The following is a 15976-nucleotide window of genomic DNA, read 5'->3' as shown; positions in this document are numbered from 1 at the left end:
GTGGCTTCGGCGCTGAACCGACGCGTCCATGCCTGGCTCGCGGACAATCCCGATGAGAGCATTCTGCGTTGGGTCTTCCGCAGCATTCTCGTCGTCACCGTCGCAGTTCTCGCGGCGGACCTGCTCGAGTTGAATGCTCCGCAAGTGCCATCGGATGCGGCCCCGCCTCAGCTCGACATTCGGCGCGACGCGCCGGACCTGCCGGAGGAATCACCATCCGTGCTGGCGCCCCTGATGAAGCGGCTGATGCCGCTGCCGCAGGGCGATCGTGCCTTGCAGCAGCCGATTCAGTTCGAGCTGCGCGGCGGCGGCCGGCTGTTCGCGACCGGCACGATTACACCCGGCAGCGCGCGCAGCTTTGCGGACGCAGTCGAACGTCATGGCGAATATATCAGGACGATCGTGCTGAACTCGCCCGGCGGCTCCGTCGCCGACGCGTTGGCGATGGGGCGACTGATCCGCGCGCGGAAATTCGCAACCGAAGTGGAGGCGGGAAAATATTGCGCGTCGTCGTGCCCGCTGGTGTTCGCCGGCGGTCTCGAGCGCCGGGCCGGCGAGCGGGCGATCATCGGCGTGCATCAGATCGCCGCAGTCCCCACGTCCGGGACCGCCGTGAGGTCCGGCGACGACATGAGCCTTGCGCAGAACATCTCGGCGCGATGCCAGCGCCATCTCGCCGAGATGGGCATCGATCTGAAGGTCTGGGTGCATGCGATGGAGACGCCGCATGACCAGCTGTTCACGTTCAAGCCCGACGAGATGAAAACACTCAATCTCGTCACCTCGCTGCCGGAATCGCGGCCTGAAAAATCGCGCAGTTAGGATGTTCTGATCGCGGTGGACCGGGACCGCGGCGGGCGTGGAACCAAGTTTCGACCGCGGCGTTATTGGCCGTCACACTGGAGAACATGACATGCGGACATTCGTGGGAATGATCCTGGGGGCTCTCATTCTGGGGTTCGGCGTCTACATCCATGATTCGATGCAGACCTCCGAGGTCGCCAACGGGCCGACCGCGCAGACGCGCCGGACGATCGTGAACTGGGACGTCGCGGCGGACAGCTGGAATTCACTCAAGACCCGCGCGCATGACGACTGGGTTCGCATCTCGTCGAAGTAACGCGCACGACGCTGCTGTTTCAGGGCGCCTCGGCCGTTGGTCGAGGCGCCTTTGCTTTGCCAATCAGTTGGCCGCCCTGGCCTTGCGCGCGTCGGCGATGACCTGCTCGAACTGCGCCATGGTCAGCACGCCGGGTACCCTGAACTTGCCGACGATGAAGGACGGCGTACCGCGGAAACGCAATCCCCGCGCCTGCTTGTCGTTGCGCGCCAGCATGTCATCGATGGCCTTGGCGTTTGCGGCGAGGTCGCGCTTGGCGCGGTCGACGTCGACGCCTGCTCCCGCGAGCAGCTCGTCGATGCGCGGTTCGGTGAGCTTCGAGCTGACGCCGATCAACGCCTCATGCGCCTTCGCATATTTGTCCTGATATTTGCAGGCCAGCGCCATCCGCGCGGCAACCACCGAAGTCGGCCCGAGAATCGGCCACTCCTTGAGAACCCAGCGCACCTTGCCATCATCATGGATGACCTGCTGCAGCTCGGGATCGAGCTTGCGGCAATACGGACAATTGTAGTCGAACCATTCGACGATCGCGATGTCGCCCGAAGGATTGCCGAGCACCGGCGCATCGGGGTCGCGCAGCACCGCGCCCTCGTCGGGCTCGTCGGCATCCTCGGCGCGACTGTCGCGGGGCCACAAGGAAAGCGCCGCGCCTGCGCCAAAAAGCGTCAACACGTCACGCCGGCTGCTGGCGGAGGTGATCGCAGTCGAGGGGACGCGCTTCATTGAGGTCAGCTCCAGATATGCAGCAGGCTGCGCGTCAGCATATATAGCGCCACCACCGCGATCACGACGGAAAATACCACGTTCAATGCGCCGCGCCGTCCGGAGAGATGGCGCGCCAGGCGCGTGCCGGCAAGGCCACCCGCGATCCCGCCGGCGATGAAAAGGCCGGCGAGATCCCAGGCGACGAGCCCGGACCAGGCATAGCTCGCCGCGGTGGTGAGCCCGAAGGTCGTCACCGCGACCAGCGACGAGCTGACCGCATTCATGATCGGCATGCCCGTCGCAGCCATCAGCGCCGGCACGATCAGGAAGCCGCCGCCGATGCCGAAGAAACCGGACAGCGTGCCGGTGGCGAGGCCGAAGCCGACGATCGCCGGGACGTTGGCCATGCTCATCTTCACATCGGGGGTGCCGATGCGAGCGCGCGTCTTCAGCATCAGCATGGCGATGACCATCATCACCAGCGCGAACAGCGCCAGCAGCTTCTGGCCGTCGACCATCTTGCCGAGCAGCGAGCCGGTGAAGGCGCCGACGATGCCCGCCGTTGCGAACAGCGCCGCGATCGGCCAGATCACGGTGCCGCCGCGCGCATGATTGGCGAGATTGACGGCCGCGTTGGTGGCGACCGCGATGGCGCTCGAGCCGATCGCGATGTGCGGCTCGGGCACGCCGACGACATAGACCATCAGCGGCACCGCCAGCACCGAGCCGCCGCCGCCGACGAGGCCGAGCGAGAACCCGACCATCGCGCCGCAAAACAGGCTGAGCACACCTTGGACAGCAGAGATCATGGCGAGAGCAGGGTCATTTCCCGCACAGGAAGGCAAGCCCCAAAATCACCGGAGCAGCAATGCCGCCGCCACCGCCGCGCGACCGGCGCGTGACCGGCACCGAGCCGAGTCCGGCCGGCGGTCTCGCGGCGATGCGCGGCGTCGAGAGCGGCGGCCGAACGCATGATGCCTCCGGCCGCCGGCAACGTCTCGTCAACCCGGATCAGGCAGCGCCCTTCAGCTTCTTGGTGCATTCGCTGTAGTAGCCGCCGCCCTTCTGGATCCACTTCAGGCCGCCATTGGCGTTGGTCGCCTTGTTGGCATTGTACTGATCGACGCAGGTCTGCAGACGCGCCTTGCCGGGCTTCTCCTTGGCGTATTTCGGGTCCACCGCGTTGGGGAACACGGCGGGACCGGTCGGCGCGGGAGCGGCCTCCTTGGCGTCGGATTTCGCCGCCTTGGCCGGCTTGGCCTCGGCCGCAGGTGCGGCCGGAGCCGCCGGTGCCGCGGCAGCGGTGGCATCGCTGCCGCACTGGGCCTTGCGGAAGTCGTTCCACTTCTGGCCGCCCAGCGTGCCGGCCTCCTTCGCCTGCTTGTACTTGGCGCTGCATTCCTGCGCGGTCAGCGCTTTCGCCGGCGCGGCGGCGAACGTCGCGAGCCCGATCACGGCCAGCGTAGCGAGTGACGAAGCAACCAATGATTTTGCGTGAAAACTCATCCTCGATCTCCCTGTGGAGCATGGTGGAATGGGACGGTAATTCTAGCGAGACGCCCGCGACCGACAAAGCAGGCGGGAGCATGGCCGCGCGAAAATATAATTTGCGTCGCACGGCGATCCGGCTCATTCCATTCACTGCGGGTTCAGCATCGCCGGACATCGCAGCGTGCCTTTCGTTCGAGGACTTCAGCATGAGATTCACTGCCCGGGCGGCGATTGCGGCCATCGCAATGGCCACCCTGTCGGCCGCGGGCCCCGCCCGCTCGCAACCCGGATTGACGCTGCCGTCGCGGCCCGATGCCGCCACCGACAAGTTCGCCACCCTCGACAAGGCGGCGCGGCGGACGATTTCCATCGCCTGCTCCAAGGAGGCCGACGAGCAGGGGCTGAAGGGCAAGGCACGCGGCAAATTCCGCTCGGCCTGCAAGCGCGACAAGGCCGCGGCCGCCGCCGCGACCACACCCGTGCCCGCTCCCTTGCCGACGCCCGACAAACCGAAATGACCGGCCCCTGCGGGCGCATGCGCGCATGGCGCCTGCGCAGCGGCGGGAATTGTTCGCGCAGGCAGGTTTTGGCATAAGGCGCCGTGCGCCAGATCATCTCCTCCCTCCCCTTTGACCTGCCGAGCCGCGCCAAGACCCTGAGCGCGATCGAGACCCTCGTGCTCGGCACCGCCGGCGGCCTGATCTTCCTCGTCGCCCATCTGCCCGGCGGGCTGATCTCCGGCGCGATGATCGCGACCGCGATCGCCGCAATCGCCGGCCGCCCGCTGGCGATGCCGCCGATCCTGACCCAGACTGTGCTGCTGCTGCTCGGCATCTCGATCGGCGCCGTGGTCTCGCGCGAGCTGATCAACCATGTCAGCGCCTATCCGGTGACCATCGGCCTCCTGGCGCTCGCGACGTTCTGCTCGACCTTCGGCTCCAGCCTCTATCTGCAGCGCGTCCATGGCTGGGACCGCACCTCGGCGCTGCTCGCCGGCAGTCCCGGTGCGCTGTCGCAGATCACGATGCTCGCGGTGGAGCGCGGTGCCGACCTGCCGGCGATCGCCGTGGTGCAGACGCTGCGGGTGATCATCCTGACGGCGGCGCTGCCGCTGGTGCTGGCAGTGGCCGGCGTCGCACCGGCGGCGCCGATCTCGCTCGGCCAGAGCGTCGCCTCACCGCTCGGCCTGCTCGCACTGCTGGTGGCCTCGCTGGTCGCGGCGATGCTGATGCAGCTGATCAGGTTTCCGGCGAGCTGGCTGTTCGGCGCGATGGTCGCCAGCGGCGTCCTGCACGGCACCGGCCTCGTCGAGGGCGGCCTGCCGGATTGGATGCGCGGCGTGGCGCTGGTCGGCATCGGCGCCCTGATCGGCAGCCGCTTCGCCCGGATGCGGGTGAAGACCCTGGTCGGCCATATCAGGGCGGCGCTGGGCTCGTTCGCGATCGCGGTGGCGATCTCGGCGCTGTTCGTCACCGTGATCGTGCTGGTGACGCATGTGCGCTTTTCCGACACCATCGTCGCGTTCGCGCCCGGCGCCATGGACGCGATGATGGCGCTGGCGCTGACGCTGCACATCGACCCGATCTTCGTCGGCGCGCATCACCTGTCGCGCTTCGTGTTCGTCACGATCGCCACCCCCGGCATCGTCCATCTGTTCGGACGGCCGCAGGAGGATGTCGACGACTAGGCGCGCTTCCGGGTGATGCCCCAGCCGGCGATGGCGGCGATCAGAAGCGAGATCAGCACGCTGTAGCCGGCGAGCGACAGGCCGAGGAAGCGGAATTGTACCTCGTCGCAGCGTACGACCTTGACGCTGTCGAGCCGCTCCAAGAGGCTGCCGGCGCTGCCGAGATTGCCGATCGGCCCGGTGCATTCGGTCGGCCCCGGCCAGAAGCCCCATTCGACGCCGGAGTGATAGACGCCGAGCCCGGCATTGCCGAGCGCGGCCAGCGCGACCACGCCGAGCCCCGCGAGCACCAGCGCGCGCGGCGCGCCGCCTTTGGCGGCGAGCGCGATCAGCAGCCCGAGCGGCACGATCGCATAATAGGCCCAGCGCTGCTTCAGGCAGAGCTCGCAGGGCTGCAGGCCCCAGACCAGCTGCATGTACCAGGCGCCGGCCAAGGCCGCCGCCGCTATGCCGGCCGCGAGCAGCGCCGCCGCCACCGCCGGGCTCATGGCTCCCGCCGCGGGGCGCGCCATCACAGAAGTATTGGTCATCGGTCCTCCCGAACGGGGCTGCATCCGGTCCCATGCCGGGCCGTTCCGGCTCCTACTCCGGCCCGCGAAAGCTGTCGAGATGCGCGCCCATCACGTCCGTGCGGGTTGACCCGGCCCGGCCGCCCGCTATAGTCCGCCCGCTTCGCTATGGTTCCTGCACAGGCCCGGCGAATGCCCCTGTGGCGGAACTGGTAGACGCGCTCGACTCAAAATCGAGTTCCGCAAGGAGTGCTGGTTCGATTCCGGCCAGGGGCACCAACTAGGCTGTTCAAGCCCGTTCTAAATCGTCCGCAACAGTTCGCGCTCTGCTCGGAACCCCTTGAAAATTGGGCCTTTCCGCGCACATTGCCGTTCATCACCGTTTGTTCTCGCCCGATCCCAGCCGCCCGATTTGTTGGTATTTTTGTTGGTATCGTGTTGGTATCGGGAGAACAAACGTTCACGGCGACTTTCGCTATTCCGAACGAAGGAATGGAGCAGATGACCCGCAAGAACGATGTCGCGTGCGTCAATCCCAAGCAGATCAGAACCGACGTCGACTGCCGCGCTGCCCAACCGAGATTCGACAATGGCGCGTGGGGTGCCGCCAAGATTTCCGATGTAACCGGCGGCGGTCTCTACCTCTTCGTCACACCCGACGACAATAAACCCGGCCATGCTGCCTCCAAGCTCTGGCGGATGGCCTACCGCTTCTCCGGTCGCCAGAAAACCTACTCCATCGGGCCTTACGGCAACGGAAAGAACGGCACGTTCTCACTCGCCGACGCACGTCACGAGCGCGACAAGGCCAAGCACCTGCTCAAGGACGGCAAAGACCCGAGCACCGAGAAACAGCTCGATAAGCACAGGCAAGCGGCCGCTCGACCTTTCGGGCAATGGGCTGACGAGTGGCTCGCGAAGAAAAAGATGGAGAAAGTCAAGCGCGGCAGAATCGTTGCGGTGCGCGACCCAAAGACAATCGAGGTCCTTGAGCTGCGCGTCCGCTACGTCAAGGCCCGCTTTGGCAAGTTGTGCAGGCAGGACATCAAGCGTCCGGACGTGCTCGCTTTCCTGCGTTCATACGAAGCCAAGGGAAAGCTGGAAACCCGCGACCGCGTGCGCAGCATCGGTGCGCAAATCTGTGACTATGCCGACGTCGAAGGCGACGGCTACAATCCATTCCGCAATCTGAATGGGAAGCTGATTGCCAACATTTCGACGCCGCGTCCCGGCGTAACTGAGCCACGCGATGTGACGCGCGTCTTCAAGCTCATCAGCGCACCGTGGGCGAGAGGGAGGTTTGGCGACATTGTTGGCCTTGCCTTGCGCTTCGATGCGCTGACCATACCTCGCCCCGGCATGGTCAATGAAATGGAGTGGAGCGAGGTCGATTGGGACACTGAGCGCTGGACTATTCCAGCCACCAAGATGAAGACCGGGTGGGACCATGTCGTGCCCTTGTCACGACAGGCACTCGCAATCCTGCGCAGCGTCCAAGAGCTGACCGGCCATCGCCAGTATGTTTTTTCCTGCTCAAAGGATGCCCCGCTATCGAACAACACGCTCAACAAGCGCTTGCGGCTGCTTGGCATTGACACCAAGACTGATCATTGCGCCCACGGGTTCCGGACCACCTTCTCGACCCTGTCCCACCACGAAGAGATCAAGGAGGCCAAGGCATGGGATGGCGATGTCGTCGAACTGCAGCTCGCGCATCTCGATAGTTCGACCGTAGAAGGGCTCTACAAGAAACACGGACCGCTCGCGCTGATCGGCTCGCGCACGAAGCTGATGCAGCATTGGGCTGATCGTATCGACCACTGGCTCGATCCCAAGAAGGTGATGCCGATCAAGCGCGGGTCGCAGGGCTGAGTCACGTAGCTTCGTGCGCGGTTGATGCTGCCTGTTCGATCCCCGGCAAAGATCATGTGACAGTCTTCAGCAGACTGCTGGGTCAACACTGGCCTGCTTTCCTCATAGCCGAGCTCTCCACCTGGCCAAAGGAAAGACCTCGAATGCCGGCTAGAGGACGACTGCCAAACCGCAAGCAACCGGAAGAGGAATATTCTTTGGTTGCTCACGTGAAATCGGTCACTGTCAGCTACTACATCTCAACGCACGGTAGCGAGCGTGACGCCAGCATAGATGAAGCTATTGCTCATTTGCTTGCTGAAATCGTCATGACCAGACCCGAGTTGCCCAAGCACCTCGGCAGGGAAATCCGCTGCTCTCTGATGTGCTCGCGCGTTTATCATCGCAGCGATGCGAATGGCGCTCAGGCACACCCCTCGTTGCTGTACATGAGACTCAAGCCAGACCTCCGGCTTTTCTCTGCCTATCTTCCAGCAGACGCATTTTGGGCGCTGCAGACCGATCTGAGAAGTGGGCGGCTGCAGTATGTTGAGGCCCGGTTCAACAAGCCGCGATATGGCTCAGGCAAGCTCGTGAGTTTGTATTTCTCGGATACGCAGCCAGATGAATAGCCTCATCGGTCCGCAACCGCTGACGGCCTAATGTGCCAGATCCCAATAGACCGTCGGTGCGAGTGGTGTAGCTATGGCCCCAGGGGCGGGATCGACGTTTGCGCTATACGTTTGATATACACAGAGCTTTTTGTTGCGTCTTCTTGGGTGTACCCGCCAGTGTACCCTGTCGATTTCGAAGCGGCTGCTCAAAATTCTATCCGTCAGCCGTTCGGGACCGAACGGCTCAGCGAGGCCTTTCGGCGAACCGGAGCTGGGCATTCCGGGCGTGCTTTGCCTTAGCCCACGGCGTCTCAGGCGAGGCTCCGCGCTGTTGATCCCTGTCGCGCGGAACTTATTGTATGATCTTGGCTCGAAAACCACGGCAGGCGCATGATATGGCAACCATGAAAACGCTCTCGCCGAAACCTTCAAAGGCCTCTAGAAGGCTGAGGTGATCTATCGGCGCGGGCCATGGCGAAAATTCGAAGCCGTCGAGTTCGCGACCCTGGAATGGGTGGACTGGCTCAACAACGGCAAGTTCCTTGAGCCCATTGGCAACCTCCCGCCGGCCGAAGCCGAACAACGCTACTACGCCATGCTGTGCCAGTCGTTTGACATAGCGCGATCCGTGTCCTCGGCGGCTTGCGCGAGCCAGTTCACCAGCACTTTGGTGTGTGGATCTCCAATGCGATCCTGGCTCCAACGCGCAATGTGAACCTTGTTTGATAGGACGTGAGGAGCGTTCGCTAGTGCGGGCACGAGGCGCCCGTCGCTGATTGCATCGGCGACGAGGAGAGAGCGGCCGATGGCGACGCCAGCGCCCTCCACAGCGGCGGTCAAGCAAAGGCCCATGTCCCCTAATAAAAGACCGTGCGGTTCGGTGCGCTTAAGCCCAAGTTTCCCGAACCAGTAGGCCCAACTCCATTCGCCCTCAGGGGGATGACCTTTCTGTATCAATGGAAGATCGAGCAGTGCCGTTGGGTCCGACAAAGGCATGCCCTGAGGAAGAAGAGACGGGGCGCAGACCGGAAAGATACGTTCGCGTAGGAGCGGCTCTTGCAATGGCGTTGCGCGGGACTCTGCGAGAGTAGTCCACAATATCCGGACATCCAGCGGCGGTTCACCAACAGCCTCAGACTCGACAAGCCGGAAATCAATCTCAATTTCCGAGTTGGAATGGCGAAAGGCTCTCAACCGGCGAATCAACCACCATCCGGCTAACGACGAGCCAGCTCCCAAGCGCAGCATCTGTCGGGTCGATCTATATCTTAAGCTAGGCCCAAGACCCGCTATCTCGTCGAGGAGTGGGCCGAGCTCGCCTTCTAACCTAGCCCCGTCATCGCTCAATTCGACTCCAGGATTGCGGCGTATCAAAAGTTGCATACCGAAGAATTCTTCAAGCCGGCGCACCTGATGACTGATTGCACTCTGGGTAACCCCCAGTTCGTCGGCCGCCCGCGTAAACGAGCGATTGCGGGCGACTGCGTCGAACGCGACAAGCGGGCCGAAGGGCGGCAAGCGACGGATCATTTGGGACCTCGCGTAACATGATACAGATTCATGCCGTTTTGAGAAGCGATCATTCGCGTCCTCCGGAGTTGTTCGGCATTTAAAGCGGTATGCCCATTGCGCCTTCGAGAAACGAACATTGGTCGCAAAGCATGCATTTTGTGCGACTGAAGAAGACAATCCGGACCAGGCAGCCCGCAGCTGGGACCTCATCGTCTTGCGTTCCGAACCGCCTTTAATCACCTGGAATGCGTCGTCTTCCACTCCCGGAAGTTCTCCCGACGTGCGCGTTCTCCATCGGATCCGTTCATCCGCTAGAGCTCCGATAACCCACACGAAATCCGGCAACACCTTCAGATAGGGGACGACATTGACCGCGGAAAGTTCGACCCGCTTAGACGACTCAACATCACTGCTGAACACGTTGGTTCCTACGATTGTAGGCATGGTATTATTCGTCGTGAATTTCGACATCACAGCAATCGTTATGGTGATGCCCCTCGTAAAGCAGGATCTGGCACTCGATGTCGGCGGATTCGCTTGGCTCATGGATTCTTACAGCATTGCGCTAACGGCCTTCTTGTTGTCCGCCGGAATTCTCGCCGACCGTTTCGGCAGACGCATGATGTTGCTTGGTGGCAATGCCATCTTCCTTCTCGCGTCTCTCCAATGTGCCTTTGCTGGGGCCCAGATTTCTCTGATCATCGGCCGCGTAGGCCAAGGTATCGGCGCGGCCTTTATGATGTCCTCTGGGCTCGCGATAATTGGTAATCGCTACACAAATACAGCAAGTCGCGCTCGGGCGTTCGCCTGGACAGGAACAATGGCAGGAGTCGCAACAGCCCTCGGTCCGGCCGGAGGCGGCCTGATCGCGGACCTATTGGGGTGGCATTGGGTGTTTTTAATCAACATCCCCATATGCCTATTCATTGCAATTGCCGCGATCATGGTAGTCGACGAATCTCGCGATCCAGCTAAGCGGAAAATTGATCTGCGCGGCATTGCGACGTTAAGTGCGCTGCTTCTTTCGGTCGTCTGGCTCCTGCTTCATGGAACACGTATCTCGACGTTCGAAATTCCAAGTTGGCTTGCAATTCTATGGGTGCTGGCGCTCTTTGTCGCCTTCTGGTCAACTCAACGCTTTGGCACTCAACCACTTATAGAACTCGATATGTTCTCCAGCCGAACATTTGTTGGGTTCTGTCTCGTGCCAGTTGCTTTGTCGGTCGCTTACTGGGCCGTGCTGATCTATCTGCCCCTCTTCCTGCAAGAACGGTTAGGCCGCTCTTTTAGTGACGCTTGGGTTCTGATGCTAGCTGCAACCATGCCGATGGTTGCATTGCCTATGTTCTCCGCCCGCATTGCACTGGCGATGGAAGCACGGGTCTTCTTTGGCGCCGGGCTTCTGATCGTCTCGATCGGCGCTTTTGTGATGGCCGTCGCGGCACAGATGCAGCATCTCGTCGTGGGCCTTGTTGGTATGGCCATCGCGGGGTGCGCAAATGGCGCACTCAATCCGCAACTAACGGCGAGGATCGTCGGATCTGTACGTCGCGAGCAGGCTGGAGCGGCTTCTGCGATAAGCGTAATTCTCCGTCAAGGTGGATTCGCTATTGGGATTGCGATGTTCGGTGCCGTCATGAGGACATCGTTGGAACAACCCAATTCAATTCTTTCCGGTATCAACGTATTTGCCACGATTTTTGCAATTGCCGCGATCGCTGCCGTGGTCGGCTCGGCGGCCGTTTTTGCCCTGATTGGAAGGCATTCTTCGGATCGAGAGTTGCCGTCCTCCAGCCGCAGTCAACGTCATGGATGACGATAGCGAGCGTAGGGCCCGGTCGGAATAAGAGTGAAAGAGAGCGCGTAACTGCGCCGCGAGCGCCAGAAATGGTGGCAGTCCACGACTAACTAGTACGAATGCCCATTGATGGTAAGCGCAACCTCCCGGATAAGTGGCGTCTCGTTCAAAATCGCGTATTCTAACAGTCTTATCATTGTCAGCATCACGCGAGGAACGTTTCTCGGCGTGAGTTACTGACCACGCCTGGATGACCAACGCATCTAGTCCGGCGCTGACTTCTGGCGCTTGTGCTAGCAGCGATCCCAGGCGGCTGACCGACGTCATAACGCTGCTGGAGCACGAATTTGGCTGGTTCGTTCGAAGCGGCAATATTCGAAACCTGCCGTCACATGCAGAAACATTGTGTTGCAGAGGCGCGCTGTTTTTGCGATGTCTCCGTCCATGAGCCCGAATTACGAGTTTGTGTTTCAGCGAGCACTTTCGCTATCTGGCATTGAACGCCCCCGCGTCTTGGATTACGGCTGCGGGCGCGGCGAGGTGGTCGTCTACGGACGAAACGCAGGCTACGAGTTCTTCGGAGCGGACCTCGATGCCCCGGCTTCGGAACGTCCTGAGCACTTCCGCGCGCTCCGTAATGGACGTCTCGACTTCGACGAAGGGTTCTTCGACGTTGTCATATCCAACCAGGTCTTCGAGCATGTCCGAGACCCGGAGCTTGCGGTCTCCGAGATCGCGCGCGTACTAAAGCCCGGAGGGGTATTCCTGGCTCTGTTTCCGGACAGCACGTCGTGGTTCGAGGGACACGTGGGTCTCTACTTCGTCCATCACATGCCCGAGTTATTCGCCCATCTCTACATGCGAGCCGCGCATCGGCTCGGCTTCGGCTATTATCGGGAAGGCAAGAGCAGCAAAGAGTGGGCCGACTTCATGCTGTGGCAGCTCAAGACTGACGTTTTCTATTACTCGCCGGGCGAGTTGCGAAGATGGTGGCGATCGGCCTTTGGGTCTCCTCCGGTCCCCGCCGAGGCGGACTTCATGCGGTTCCGCATTCAGTCCGCAGGACGGCGCGGGCTGTCGTTGCTCGCTCGCCTGCCGGCGGCTGCAGAGGTCCTATCGTTCGTCTGCCGCAAGCGCGCCGGGATTGTCTGGGTAACCCGCAAGACGGACGTCCCAGCCTGATGTCAATTGCCGGCTGAACTCGATCATATCGGGCGAGCTTGACGTGCTCGCTACTTCCGGTCGAATGGCCCGACGAAGTCGGGACTATGGTCACTTTGCTGAGCTGGCCGCTCTCGCCTCATGGCCGTTGGGCGGCGAACTGCGCCGGACAGCACCGGCGTGCAGCTTCCGTGCCGGTGCAGCTAGCCGGAGGCGGCGCTCTCGGCCGAATTCCCCAAGGCCAGATTGCGAAGCCGGAGACTGATCGTAGCTGCACTCGTTGAGCGATTTGCATATCTGATGCGTGTGCTTCGCAGAACGCGAGCGTCGCCGGTCCATCTTGAGCGCGTGGAGTAGTTCGGTCTCATCGCGCAGCCGGCTGCCCGGCCTCAATCGACGTCCAACAACTACTTTCGACAATTTTCGGTCGCAGTTTATGATGACTATCGCCTCACGTGCATTTAACTCGTGCAACCTCGGCGAGCTTTTGCCTTGCTCGTGCGGATGATCGTTCGTATGATTCGAATGTGATCGGATCGTGAGAAAAGTTCACTACCGGCACACATTTCCTCCCAACGCTCGCGAGACCCGGCCAGTGTTACAGCGACGTAGTTTTCTCGGGCTTCCGCTATTGGCGTTGTGTGGCTCGGCGAATTCGGCCTGGGCGGGCAATTCCGTCGAGACGTCCAGAGTCAGAGTGACGATCGGCGGAAAGGCATTCCTACAATACGCACCGGTCACACTTGCCGAGCGCCTTGGCTTTTTCAGGGACGCGGGCCTCGACCCGGAGCTTCTTGACGTGAGCGGCGGATCCAAGGCGCTCCAGGCTCTCGTGGCAGGAAGTGCTGAACTCACTGCTGGCGCTTTCGACCACACGATTCAGATGCATGCCAAGGGACAAAAAATCGTCGGGGTTGTGCTGTTTGGCAGGCATCCAACGTTCGCATTGGCCCTGCGAAAAGAGAAGGCTGCGGACTATCGCGACCCGAGCAGCCTGAGAGGCATGAAGATCGGGGTCACGGCATTGGGATCCCAAACTCAGTTCATGGTGGAGTACATCGCTTTGCGAGCTGGTGTCTCTCCGGCCGACATTTCCTTCGTCAGTGTCGGAGGTGGCACAGGTGCCGTAGCAGCGATCCGCAACGGCGCCGTGGATGGGGTCGTCACGGGTGAGCCGGCGCTTACGGCGCTGACATCAGCAGGTGACGTCAAACTAGTCGCGGACACTCGCACCAACGAGGGGACCATCGGCATTTTTGGCGGTCTCTATCCGTCAGGGACGATCTACGCGCGGTCAGACTTCATCGAACGCAATCCCGATACGCTCCAGGCCTTTGTTCTCGCGATGGTGCGCGCCCTGCAGTGGATTGATCGCGCGTCCGTCGACGAGATCGCCGATGCGCTTCCGGAGGAATGGGCCAAACCTGATCGAAACATCTTTCTCGCCTCCATCCGGGGCACCCGAGACATGTTTTCGCCCGATGGCAGGTTCAGCGCCGAGAGCGCGGGGATCGCATTTCAGGTGTTGTCGACCGTCGACCCACAATTGCGTGGCGTGAAGGTCGATCTCGCGGAGACATTTACGAACAGGTTCGTCGAAAAGGCTCTCCAGACGCTAGCATCGAAATAGCATCGTGGAGAGTTCGAGCCGATGAACACGCCCGCGGCACTGTGGGATCGAGGCTAGGTGGTGGCGCCGCGAGTTCCGCAGCATTCGAACGCTTCTGCTTCGGCCGTCAAGAAAACGGCGCGGAAGACGCGTCCGACAGATAAGTCCAAGCGCCCAAAAGGACGGCCCGCGACCCTTGCACGACGGCGGCGCGACATACCGCTTCATCATCAGGTGTTCTTGGTCCTGCAGGACGAAATTGCAGAACGCCGCTATGCACCAGGAGAAGTCTTGCCGGCGGAGGCGGATCTGGCTGTGCTCTTCGGCGTCTCGCGCGTGACGATCCGGGCAGCTTTGGACACTCTCGATGAGCTCGGACTGATCGAACGCCGCCAGGGTATCGGCACGTTCGTACGGGAGCTCTCGAAGCCGGAGCCTCTCACGGTACCGATGATGGACCTTGCTGCTCGAAACAGGGAGATCGTGCGCACAACGCGAGCTCACGTGGTCGAGTTCGAGTTCAAGGTGGCCCCTCGTCACGTTCGCGAGCACTTCCAAGCCCAGCCAGGCGACCTTTTCCAGCGCACAGTTCGCATCCGCTACATGAATGACTGGCCAATCATGCAGGTCACGACCTACATTCCGGAAGCGATCGGACGGCAATTTGGTCCTGAAGACATGGAAGGAGGGTCGCTCTATGCGATTCTGCAGCGCTTCGGCATCACATTCACATCTGGCGAGCAGATTGTGACGGCAGCTGCAGCCGACCCCGTTGTCGCAGCACGCCTCAATGTCGCGATAGGCGCACCGCTCTTGAAGGTGGTGCGCATTCATTTCGACAGCGCCGGACGTCCGATTCAGCACTTCGAGCTGCTGGCTCCACCTGCAACCTACGAGCTTCGCATGCCATTGAAAGACTTCTAGCCTGCCTGCAAGCGCGCCAAGTCCCGAGCACGTTCCGTCCAAACTGACATTTCGGTACGCGTGCGAAGGAGAAGCGCTCACGATCTCATGGGGCCGCGCCATGGGCGGACCGGCCCACACCGGAAGGCGTCACAAGACATGAGCTTCAGCACGGCTGTCGAACGATACAGATGACGTCCGAACCAGTTTCCCCTTCATTCCCTCGCTTTCAATCGACGGTCCCTCACTACGTGGCCGGGCGACCGAATTACGCACCCGCGCTCATCCAAGTTGTGGCGGATCACCTTCGTCTGACCAAGGACCACCGATTGATGGATCTCGGCTGTGGACCAGGGTGGCTCGGCATCGCATTTGCACCCCTGGTCGGCAAGGTCATCGGAATAGATCCGGAGCCTGCCATGCTAGAGGCTGCTCAGGCGATCGCCAACGCGGCGGCCGTTGAGATCGAACTGATCGAAGGCAGCTCGTTCGACCTCAGCCCGCAGCTCGGCCGCTTTCGCGCCGTGGCGATTGGACGTGCCTTTCATTGGATGGATCGCGCCGATACGCTGCGAAAGCTCGACCCATTGATCGAGGAGGACGGCGCAGTCATGCTGTTCAATGACGTACGTCCCGATGTCCCACAGAACGCCTGGTACAAGCGTTACTCGGACGTCGTCGATCGCTTCACCAACAAGAGTGTCGGTTTCGCACCCGAGCGCTTACGTCACGAATCGATCCTGCTGGAGTCGCGCTTCGGTCAGCTCACCAGAATTGGTGTCATTGAGCAGCGTCTCGTGCCTGTCGCTCGCCTGATCGACCGCGCACTATCGATGTCGACCTCCTCCCCTGAACAGCTGGGCGTTCTCGAAGGTCAGCTCGCGCAGGAATTGACGATGGAGATATCGCCATTCGCAACCGCCGGCGGCGTCGTAGAAGTCATTGAATCGCAGGTCCTCATTGCGCAGCGCCGCTGAGGCTCACAAGCTTCGCTGCCCAATCGACCTACTTGG

The 15976-nt window shown here is 61.6% G+C and carries 17 protein-coding genes, 1 tRNA gene and 1 pseudogene; 14 read left to right on the top strand and 5 right to left on the bottom strand.

The window, feature by feature from the left end; genetic code table 11:
• Positions 1–822, top strand: a complete 822-nt coding sequence (locus ACQR1E_RS31655; RefSeq protein ID WP_315716220.1) for a hypothetical protein — start codon at positions 1–3, stop codon at positions 820–822.
• 91 nt (positions 823–913) lie between these two features.
• Positions 914–1120, top strand: a complete 207-nt coding sequence (locus tag ACQR1E_RS31650) for a hypothetical protein (protein ID WP_172111383.1) — start codon at positions 914–916, stop codon at positions 1118–1120.
• A 63-nt stretch (positions 1121–1183) separates the two neighbouring features.
• Here the strand turns inward: ACQR1E_RS31650 and ACQR1E_RS31645 are convergent, their stop codons facing one another.
• Both ACQR1E_RS31645 and ACQR1E_RS31640 read right to left on the bottom strand, forming a co-directional pair.
• Positions 1184–1846 (bottom strand): DsbA family protein, encoded by a 663-nt coding sequence (locus ACQR1E_RS31645; RefSeq protein ID WP_315716222.1) that lies wholly within the window; start codon positions 1844–1846, stop codon positions 1184–1186.
• Between the two features lie 5 nt (positions 1847–1851).
• Entirely contained in the window at positions 1852–2637 is a 786-nt protein-coding gene (locus ACQR1E_RS31640; protein ID WP_434897992.1) for a sulfite exporter TauE/SafE family protein, read from the bottom strand.
• A 59-nt stretch (positions 2638–2696) separates the two neighbouring features.
• On the opposite strand from ACQR1E_RS31640, the gene ACQR1E_RS31635 reads away from it, so the two are divergent.
• Positions 2697–2879 (top strand): hypothetical protein, encoded by a 183-nt coding sequence (locus tag ACQR1E_RS31635; RefSeq protein WP_434842361.1) that lies wholly within the window; start codon positions 2697–2699, stop codon positions 2877–2879.
• Here the strand turns inward: ACQR1E_RS31635 and ACQR1E_RS31630 are convergent.
• The gene (locus tag ACQR1E_RS31630; protein ID WP_315716224.1) at positions 2840–3334 is read right to left on the bottom strand and encodes a hypothetical protein; all 495 of its coding nucleotides are present in this window, start codon (positions 3332–3334) and stop codon (positions 2840–2842) included. The genes ACQR1E_RS31635 and ACQR1E_RS31630 overlap by 40 nt on opposite strands.
• Here ACQR1E_RS31630 and ACQR1E_RS31625 point away from each other — a divergent pair.
• Together ACQR1E_RS31625 and ACQR1E_RS31620 are read left to right on the top strand one after the other, a co-directional pair.
• On the top strand, positions 3313–3837 hold the full coding sequence (locus ACQR1E_RS31625) for a hypothetical protein (protein WP_434897991.1): 525 nt from the start codon (positions 3313–3315) through the stop codon (positions 3835–3837). The two genes, ACQR1E_RS31630 and ACQR1E_RS31625, sit on opposite strands and share 22 nt — an antisense overlap.
• Positions 3838–3920: 83 nt before the next feature.
• Positions 3921–5006, top strand: a complete 1086-nt coding sequence (locus ACQR1E_RS31620; protein WP_316171831.1) for an AbrB family transcriptional regulator — start codon at positions 3921–3923, stop codon at positions 5004–5006.
• Here ACQR1E_RS31620 and ACQR1E_RS31615 read toward each other — a convergent pair.
• The gene (locus tag ACQR1E_RS31615; protein WP_316171832.1) at positions 5003–5536 is read right to left on the bottom strand and encodes a disulfide bond formation protein B; all 534 of its coding nucleotides are present in this window, start codon (positions 5534–5536) and stop codon (positions 5003–5005) included. The genes ACQR1E_RS31620 and ACQR1E_RS31615 overlap by 4 nt on opposite strands.
• 173 nt (positions 5537–5709) lie before the next feature.
• Here ACQR1E_RS31615 and ACQR1E_RS31610 point away from each other — a divergent pair.
• The 4 genes and pseudogenes from ACQR1E_RS31610 to ACQR1E_RS31595 form a co-directional block, all read left to right on the top strand.
• A tRNA-Leu gene (locus tag ACQR1E_RS31610) sits at positions 5710–5794 on the top strand.
• Between the two features lie 222 nt (positions 5795–6016).
• Positions 6017–7387: a tyrosine-type recombinase/integrase gene (locus tag ACQR1E_RS31605; RefSeq protein WP_434897990.1), complete on the top strand. Its 1371-nt coding sequence runs from the start codon at positions 6017–6019 to the stop codon at positions 7385–7387.
• Between the two features lie 143 nt (positions 7388–7530).
• Positions 7531–7998: a hypothetical protein gene (locus ACQR1E_RS31600; RefSeq protein ID WP_434897989.1), complete on the top strand. Its 468-nt coding sequence runs from the start codon at positions 7531–7533 to the stop codon at positions 7996–7998.
• A 382-nt stretch (positions 7999–8380) separates the two neighbouring features.
• Positions 8381–8581, top strand: a pseudogene (locus ACQR1E_RS31595) (IS3 family transposase); the annotation flags it as partial.
• On the opposite strand, the gene ACQR1E_RS31590 reads toward ACQR1E_RS31595, so the two are convergent.
• The gene (locus ACQR1E_RS31590) at positions 8569–9510 is read right to left on the bottom strand and encodes a LysR substrate-binding domain-containing protein (RefSeq protein ID WP_316172224.1); all 942 of its coding nucleotides are present in this window, start codon (positions 9508–9510) and stop codon (positions 8569–8571) included. The pseudogene ACQR1E_RS31595 and the gene ACQR1E_RS31590 sit on opposite strands and share 13 nt — an antisense overlap.
• A 424-nt stretch (positions 9511–9934) precedes the next feature.
• On the opposite strand from ACQR1E_RS31590, the gene ACQR1E_RS31585 reads away from it, so the two are divergent.
• From ACQR1E_RS31585 to ACQR1E_RS31565, 5 genes are all read left to right on the top strand, one after another.
• Positions 9935–11308, top strand: coding sequence for an MFS transporter (locus ACQR1E_RS31585; protein ID WP_434897988.1), 1374 nt, complete (start codon positions 9935–9937; stop codon positions 11306–11308).
• A gap of 426 nt (positions 11309–11734) precedes the next feature.
• Positions 11735–12472 (top strand): class I SAM-dependent methyltransferase, encoded by a 738-nt coding sequence (locus tag ACQR1E_RS31580; protein WP_434897987.1) that lies wholly within the window; start codon positions 11735–11737, stop codon positions 12470–12472.
• Between the two features lie 676 nt (positions 12473–13148).
• Positions 13149–14081 (top strand): ABC transporter substrate-binding protein, encoded by a 933-nt coding sequence (locus tag ACQR1E_RS31575; protein ID WP_434897986.1) that lies wholly within the window; start codon positions 13149–13151, stop codon positions 14079–14081.
• Positions 14082–14294: 213 nt separating this feature from the next.
• Positions 14295–14984: a GntR family transcriptional regulator gene (locus ACQR1E_RS31570; protein ID WP_316188201.1), complete on the top strand. Its 690-nt coding sequence runs from the start codon at positions 14295–14297 to the stop codon at positions 14982–14984.
• A gap of 170 nt (positions 14985–15154) precedes the next feature.
• A complete protein-coding gene (locus ACQR1E_RS31565; protein ID WP_316171848.1) occupies positions 15155–15940 on the top strand; it encodes a class I SAM-dependent methyltransferase in 786 nt (261 codons plus the stop codon).
• The last annotated feature ends 36 nt before the right edge of the window (positions 15941–15976 follow it).

Source organism: Bradyrhizobium sp. HKCCYLRH1030 (assembly GCF_051168395.1).
GTDB lineage: Bacteria > Pseudomonadota > Alphaproteobacteria > Rhizobiales > Xanthobacteraceae > Bradyrhizobium.
Note: the sequence above shows the minus strand (reverse complement) of the source record. Positions and strands in the feature narration are given on the sequence as shown.